The 7798-nt window shown below is 65.9% G+C and carries 6 protein-coding genes and 1 pseudogene; all 7 read left to right on the top strand.

From position 1 onward, the window contains the following. Window positions 1-319: pseudogene (locus ACNFH5_RS26035) on the top strand (urocanate hydratase); the annotation flags it as partial. Between the two features lie 111 nt (window positions 320-430). Further along, complete coding sequence (locus ACNFH5_RS26030) at window positions 431-1843, top strand: purine-cytosine permease family protein (protein WP_416751062.1); 1413 nt, start codon at window positions 431-433, stop codon at window positions 1841-1843. 142 nt (window positions 1844-1985) lie between these two features. Next, on the top strand, window positions 1986-2894 hold the full coding sequence (locus tag ACNFH5_RS26025) for an ABC transporter substrate-binding protein (RefSeq protein WP_416751072.1): 909 nt from the start codon (window positions 1986-1988) through the stop codon (window positions 2892-2894). A gap of 206 nt (window positions 2895-3100) precedes the next feature. Continuing rightward, on the top strand, window positions 3101-3955 hold the full coding sequence (locus ACNFH5_RS26020) for an ABC transporter permease (RefSeq protein WP_038803328.1): 855 nt from the start codon (window positions 3101-3103) through the stop codon (window positions 3953-3955). Beyond that, window positions 3952-4767: a quaternary amine ABC transporter ATP-binding protein gene (locus ACNFH5_RS26015; protein ID WP_416751060.1), complete on the top strand. Its 816-nt coding sequence runs from the start codon at window positions 3952-3954 to the stop codon at window positions 4765-4767. The genes ACNFH5_RS26020 and ACNFH5_RS26015 overlap by 4 nt, the downstream gene beginning before the upstream one ends. A 220-nt stretch (window positions 4768-4987) precedes the next feature. After that, window positions 4988-6514, top strand: coding sequence for a histidine ammonia-lyase (gene hutH / locus ACNFH5_RS26010; RefSeq protein ID WP_416751058.1), 1527 nt, complete (start codon window positions 4988-4990; stop codon window positions 6512-6514). Continuing rightward, window positions 6511-7707 (top strand): imidazolonepropionase, encoded by a 1197-nt coding sequence (hutI, locus tag ACNFH5_RS26005; protein WP_416751056.1) that lies wholly within the window; start codon window positions 6511-6513, stop codon window positions 7705-7707. The genes hutH and hutI overlap by 4 nt, the downstream gene beginning before the upstream one ends. Window positions 7708-7798: the final 91 nt, after the last annotated feature.

The raw sequence follows: 7798 nt of genomic DNA, 5'->3' as shown, positions 1-7798 counted from the left end.
GAACCGCGAAACCGAAGCCATGCGCGACGGCTCCGACGCCGTGTCCGACTGGCCGCTGCTCAACGCCCTGCTGAACACCGCCAGCGGCGCCACCTGGGTCTCGCTGCACCACGGCGGCGGCGTGGGCATGGGCTTCTCCCAGCACTCGGGCATGGTGATCGTCTGCGACGGCACCGACGAGGCCGCCGCGCGCATCGCCCGTGTGCTGACCAACGACCCAGGCACCGGCGTAATGCGCCATGCCGACGCCGGCTACCAGATCGCGATTGATTGCGCCAAGGAGCAGGGCCTGAACCTGCCGATGATCACCGGCAAGTAATTCAGCAGTCCAGGACCAGGGAGAGGGCCGCCGCACGGCGTGGTGCGGCGGCCCGGTCCGTAAAGCAGCAGTACATCGACCGACAAGAATCCCTTTGGGAGAACAATAACGATGTCCCAGGCCAGTGATAGCTCCAAACCCCTGATCGAGGTGCGCTCGATCAACTACATCCCCGAGGCCGAGCGCCACGGCAAGCTGTACAGCCAGTTCACCCTGTGGCTGGGCGCCAACCTGCAGATCACCGCCATCGTCACCGGCGCCCTGGCCGTGGTGCTGGGCGGCGATGTGTTCTGGTCGCTGATCGGCCTGCTCATCGGTCAACTGCTCGGTGGTGGCGTGATGGCGCTGCACGCCGCCCAGGGGCCGAAGCTCGGCCTGCCGCAGATGATCTCCAGCCGGGTGCAGTTCGGCGTCTACGGCGCGGCCATCCCGATCGTGCTGGTATGCCTGATGTACCTGGGCTTCACCGCCACCGGCACCGTGCTGTCCGGCCAGGCATTGGGCCAGCTGTTCGGCGTCAGCGATAGCGTCGGCATCCTGATGTTTGCCAGCGTCATCGTGCTGGTGACCGTGCTCGGCTATCGCGTCATCCACGTCATCGGCCGCATCGCCAGCGTCATCGGCGTGATCGCCTTTGTCTACCTGTTCAGCCGCCTGATGAACCAGACCGACGTCAGCGCGCTGCTGCAGATTCGTCATTTCAGCTGGAGCAGCTTCCTGCTCGCGGTGTCCCTGGCCGCGTCCTGGCAGATCGCCTTCGGGCCGTATGTCGCGGACTACTCGCGCTACCTGCCGAGCAAGACATCGTCGGTGAAAACCTTCCTCGCCGTGGGCGCAGGCTCGGTGATCGGCGCGCAAGTGGCGATGATCTTCGGCGTGTTCGCCGCGGCCGGGGCCAACGGCCAATTCGCCGGCCATGAAGTAGCCTACATCGTCGGCCTGAGCGGCAGCGGCGCCGTCGCCGCGCTGCTGTACTTCAGCATCGCCTTCGGCAAGATCACCATCTCGACGCTCAACTCCTACGGCAGCTTCATGTGCATCGCCACCGTGATCAGCGGCTTCCGTGGTCACCTGGAAGTGAGCCGTGTGCAACGCCTGGTGTTCGTCCTGTTGATCGTCGGCGCCGCGACCCTGATCGCGCTGCTCGGCCAGCATTCGTTCCTCGGCGCGTTCAAGTCCTTCATCCTCTTCCTGCTGGCCTTCTTCACCCCGTGGAGCGCGGTCAACCTGGTGGACTACTACTGTGTCACCCGCGAGCACTACGACGTGCCGGCGCTGGCCGATCCCGACGGCCGCTACGGCCGCTGGAACGTTGCCGGCATCAGCGTCTATGTGATCGGTGTGCTGGTGCAGTTGCCGTTCATCTCCACCAAGTTCTACACCGGCCCGCTGGTGGAAGCCCTGGGTGGCGTGGATATCTCCTGGATCATCGGCCTCGTGGTTCCGGCCGTTCTCTATTACCTGGTCGCCCGCCGCGTCACGCGGGCAGTACCGGACCGGCTGATCCTGCCGGCCCGCACCTGAACAGACCGGCCCGGCCGCGCGGCCACAAGCCCGCGCGGCCCTTGCACTGCCCAACCTCATTCACGTTTAGGAGCATCAGATGAACAACACCAAGAAGACGCTGCTGGGCCTGTTCCTGTCCGCCGGTCTGCTGGGCGGCACCATGGCATCGGCCCAGGCCGCCGGCTGGTGCGAGAGTGGCAAGCCGGTGAAATTCGCCGGGCTGAACTGGGAGAGCGGCATGCTGCTCACCGACCTCATGCAGATCATCCTGAAGAACGGCTACGGCTGCGAAACCGACAGCCTGCCGGGCAACTCCATCACCATGGAGCAGGCCCTGGCCAACAATGACATTCAGATCTTCAGCGAAGAGTGGATCGGCCGCAGCGACGCCTGGAACAAGGCCGCCGCTGCGAACAAGGTGGTCGGCGTGGGCGCGCCCATCGTCGGCGCCACCGAGGGCTGGTACGTACCGCGCTTCGTGATCGAGGGCGACAAGGCGCGCAATATCGAAGCCAAGGCGCCGAACCTGAAGGCCGTCACCGACCTTGCCCAGTACGCCGAAGTCTTCCGCGACCCGGAGGAGCCGGGCAAGGGCCGCTTCTACAACTGCCCGGCCGGCTGGACCTGCGAGCTGGAAAACTCCGAGATGCTGAAGAAGTACGGCCTCGAGGACAAATTCACCAACTTCCGCCCCGGCACCGGCCCGGCCCTGGATGCCGCCGTGCTGTCGAGCTACAAGCGCAAGGAGCCTATTCTCTTCTACTACTGGTCGCCGACGCCGCTGATGGGCCAGGCCGACCTGGTGAAGCTGGATGAGCCGGGCGTGAACAAGGACGTGAAGATCCAGGTCGGTCTGTCCAAGACCTTCCACGATCAGGCGCCTGAACTGGTGGCGGTGCTGGAGAAGGTCAACCTGCCCATCGACCTGCTGAACCAGAACCTGGCGAAGATGGCCAAGGAGAAACTGACCTCCGAGCAACTGGCCAAGGCCTTCCTCAAGGAACACCCGGAAGTGTGGACCACCTGGGTCAGCGAGGACGCTGCGAAGAAGGTCCAGGCCGCGCTCTGAGCACCTGAGCCCCGATCGTCGCGAGCGACGGCCAGGCAAGGCGAAAGGCGGTGAGGACGCGGAGTTTACTCGCAGTAAATGAGCAGTCCGAACCGGCTTTCAACGCCGCCTGGCCTAGCGCAGCAGATCAGGGGCAGGTGCTCACGCTGCCGATTTCGGGGATGCACGATATCCCCGGTGATGCCCACTCCTGACGAGTACGTGCCATGTTTCCCGAACGCTTCACCTTCTCCATCGCCGACTGGGTCAACGGTTGGGTCGATGCCCTGGTTACCAACTACGGCGACGTGTTCCGCCATATCTCCGACACCCTGCTGTGGGCCATCGTCAACCTGGAGAGCGTGCTGCGGGCCACTCCCTGGTGGCTGATGCTGGCCATCGTCGCGGGCATCGCCTGGCATGCCACGCGGCGCATCCTGCCGACCGTGGTGATCGTCGGGTTGCTGTTCCTGGTGGGCGCCGTGGGCCTGTGGGACAAGCTGATGCAGACCCTGGCACTGATGATGGTCGCGACCATCATCTCGGTGCTGATCGGCATTCCGCTGGGCATCCTCGCCGCACGCAGCGACCGCTTCCGGGCGATCCTGCTGCCGCTCCTGGACATCATGCAGACCATGCCCAGCTTCGTGTACCTGATTCCGGTGCTGATGCTGTTCGGCCTGGGCAAGGTACCGGCGATCTTCGCCACCGTGATCTACGCCGCGCCGCCGCTGATCCGCCTGACCGACCTGGGCATCCGTCAGGTCGACCGCGAAGTGATGGAAGCCATCACCGCCTTCGGCGCCAACCGCCGCCAGCAACTGTTCGGCGTGCAGCTGCCGCTGGCGCTGCCGAGCATCATGGCCGGCATCAACCAGACCACCATGATGGCCCTGTCGATGGTGGTCATCGCCTCGATGATCGGCGCCCGTGGCCTGGGCGAGGACGTGCTGGTGGGCATCCAGACCCTCAACGTCGGCAAGGGCCTGGAAGCGGGTCTGGCCATCGTCATCCTCGCCGTGGTCATCGACCGCATCACCCAGGCTTACGGCCGCTCGCGCCACCATGAGGCCAGCAAATGAGCAAGATCCAGGTCAAGAACGTCTACAAGATATTCGGCGCCAAGGCCGACCAGGCGCTGGCGATGATCCGCCAGGGCAAGAGCAAGGCCGAGGTGCTGGCCGCGACCGATTGCGTGGTCGGGGTGAACGACCTCTCGCTGTCCATCGAGGCTGGGGAAATCTTCGTCATCATGGGCCTCTCCGGTTCCGGCAAGTCGACCCTGGTGCGCCACTTCAACCGCCTGATCGACCCCACCAGCGGGCAGATCCTGGTCGACGGTGAGGACGTGCTCGGCTACGACGCCGCCGCGCTGGAGAACTTCCGCCGGCGCAAGATCAGCATGGTGTTCCAGAGCTTCGGCCTGCTGCCGCACAAGAGCGTGCTCGACAATGTCGCCTACGGCCTGAAGATTCGTGGCGAGAGCAAGGCGCTGTGCCAGGAACGGGCGCTGCACTGGATCAACACCGTGGGCCTGAAGGGCTACGAGAAGTCCTATCCGCACCAGCTCTCCGGCGGCATGCGGCAAAGGGTTGGCCTGGCCCGCGCACTGGCGGCGGATACCGACATCATCCTCATGGACGAAGCCTTCAGCGCCCTCGACCCGCTCATCCGCGCCGACATGCAGGACCAGTTGCTGGAGCTGCAGAAGACTCTGCACAAGACCATCGTCTTCATTACCCACGACCTCGATGAAGCCGTGCGCATCGGCAACCGCATCGCCATCCTCAAGGACGGCCAGTTGATCCAGGTCGGCGCGCCGACCGACATCCTGCACAAGCCTGCCGACGAGTACGTCGACCGCTTCGTTCAGCGCCGCGTCGCCGCGCTGTAAGGAGCCGCCTAAGATCGCATTACACGTGGGCCGCCCTCTCCCTAACCCTGGCTGCGCGCCCCGCTCCGAAGGGATAGGGGATTGTCTTGCGCAGGATGAAACCAGAGCGTCAGCCTGCACGGGCAGCTCCCTCTCCCTTCAGGGAGAGGGCTGGGGAGAGGGGCTCTGCCGTTCCGACCGTGGAAGGATGCTTCCACGGCTTTCACACAAGGAGTTCTTCATGTCGTCCACCATCACCCTCGGCAACGGCCCGCTGCGCTGGCAGGACCTGGTCGCGGTGGCGCGCCACGGCGCGCGCCTGCAACTGGCGCCGGCGGCCTGGGCGCGTATCGACAACGCCCATGGCATTGTCGAACGCATCGTCAGCCGAGGTGAGCGGGCCTATGGCATCAGCACCGGCCTGGGCGCGTTGTGCAATGTGGTGCTGCAGGGCGAGCAACTGGCGCAGCTGTCGCGCAACACCCTGCTCAGCCATGCCTGCGGTGTGGGCGAACCGCTGAAGGTTGAGCAGACCCGCGCGATCATTGCTGCCGCCATCACCAACTACAGCCACGGCAAATCCGGCCTGCACCGCCGAGTAGTGGAAGCGCTGCTGGCGCTGCTCAACCACGGCATCACCCCGCGCGTGCCGTCCCAGGGTTCGGTCGGCTACCTGACCCACATGGCCCACGTCGGCGTGGCGCTGCTGGGCATTGGCGACGTGAGCTACCGCGGAGAGATCGTTCCTGCTGCCCGCGCGCTGGCCGCCGAAGGACTGGAACCGGTGCAGCTGGGTGCCAAGGACGGGCTCTGCCTGGTCAATGGCACGCCGTGCATGACCGGCCTGAGCTGTCTTGCCCTCGACGACGCAACGCGCCTCTCGCAGTGGGCCGATGTCATCGGCGCCATGAGCTTCGAAGCCCTGCGCGGGCAGATCGATGCCTTCGACGCCGAGATCATCGCGCTCAAGCCACACCCGGGCATGCAGAAGGTCGGTGCCAACCTGCGGGCGCTGCTCGAAGGCAGTGAGGTCATCGCCAGCAGCAAGGGCATTCGCACCCAGGACGCCCTGAGCATTCGCTCCATGCCGCAGATCCACGGTGCGTGCCGCGACCAGCTGGAGCACGCGGCCAAGCAGATCGAGACCGAACTCAACTCCGCCACCGACAACCCGCTGGTGCTGGGCACGCCGGACGACTACCGCGTCGTCTCCCAGGCCAACCCCCACGGCGAATCCGTCGCCATGGCCGCCGACCTGCTGGCGATCGCCGTGGCCGAACTGGGCGGCGTTGCCGAGCGCCGCCTGGACCGTCTGATCAACCCGCTGGTCAGCGGCCTGCCGGCTTTCCTGGTCAGCCAGCCGGGCGTCAACTCGGGGATGATGATCGTGCAATACGTCGCCGCCTCCCTGGCCGGCGAGAACCGCCAGCTGGCGCAGCCGGCGGTGGTGGACAACTTCGTCACCTCCGGCCTGCAGGAGGATCACCTGAGCCTGGGCACCAGCGCCGCTCTCAAGCTCGGCCGCGCCATCGACAATACCCGGCGCATCTTCGCCATCGAATACCTGCTGGCTGCCCAGGCCTTTGAATTCCTCAAGCCACAACGTTTCGGCGCCGGCACCGACTGCGCCTGGAGCCTGTTGCGCGAACAGGTGCCGGCCTATGACAGCGACCGCTGGCTGGCGCCGGACATCGACCGTGCCACCGCACTGCTGGCCGACCCGGCAGCGCTGGAGAGCATCGGCGCGAGCATCGGGAGACTGCAATGAAACACCTCTGGCACCACTGCCACGCGGCGACCATGAAGGATGGCCGCTACGCCATCATCGAGGATGCCGCGATCATCACCGAGGGCGAGCGCATCAGCTGGATCGGTCCGCGTGCCGAGCTGCCCGAGCGCCCGGTACAGAGCACCGACCTGGGCGGCGCCTGGGTCACGCCCGGGTTCATCGACTGCCACACCCACCTGGTGTTCGGCGGCGACCGCAGCGGTGAGTTCGAGCAGCGCCTGAACGGCGTCAGCTACGCGGACATTGCGGCGGCCGGCGGCGGCATCGCCAGCACCGTGCGCGCCACCCGCGAGGCCAGCGAGGAAGCGTTGTTGGCCAGCGCCATCAAGCGCGCCCGCCCATTGCTGGCCGATGGCGTGACCGTGCTGGAAGTGAAATCCGGCTACGGCCTGGATCTGGACAGCGAACGCCGCATGCTGCGCGTGGCCCGCCGCCTGGAACAGGAGCTGCCAGTGACGGTGCGTACCACTTGCCTGTCCGCCCACGCGCTGCCGCCGGAATACGCCGGGCGTGCGGATGAGTACATCGATCAGGTCTGCAGCCACATCCTTCCGGCCCTGGCCGAGGAAGGGCTGGTGGACGCGGTGGATGCCTTCTGCGAGCACCTGGCGTTTTCCCCGGCGCAGGTCGAGCGGGTATTCCAGGCTGCCCAGCGCCTGGGCTTGCCGGTGAAATTGCATGCCGAGCAGCTGTCGTCGCTGCATGGCTCCAGCCTCGCCGCGCGGTATGGCGCACTGTCCGCCGACCACCTGGAGTTCATGGACGAGAGCGACGCCATTGCCATGGCCGAAGCCGGCACCGTTGCCGTGCTGCTGCCCGGCGCCTTCTTCGTCCTGCGCGAAACCCAGCTGCCGCCGATGGATGCCCTGCGCAAACACGGCGTGAACATTGCCATCGCCAGCGATCTCAACCCCGGCACCTCGCCAGCGCTGTCCCTGCGCCTGATGCTGAACATGGCCTGCACCGCCTTCCGCCTGACCCCGGAAGAAGCACTGGCCGGCGTGACCCTCAACGCCGCACGAGCGCTGGGCATGGCCGACAGCCACGGCAGCCTGGAAGCGGGCAAGGTCGCCGACTTCATCGCCTGGGACATCCAGCGTCCTGCCGAGCTTGCCTACTGGCTCGGTGGCGACCTGCCCAAACGCGTCATTCGTCACGGCGAAGAACTGTGAGTTTGGTTCTTGTAGGAGCGAGCTTGCTCGCGAACCTGGCTCCGCAGCGGATCTGTTCGCGAGCAAGCTCGCTCCTACAGGTTCTTCTTCG

Source organism: Pseudomonas sp. NY15435, assembly GCF_048068295.1.
Classification (GTDB): Bacteria; Pseudomonadota; Gammaproteobacteria; order Pseudomonadales; family Pseudomonadaceae; genus Pseudomonas.
The sequence above is the reverse complement of the archived record's forward strand: the minus strand, read 5'-3'. Positions and strand labels throughout refer to the sequence as shown.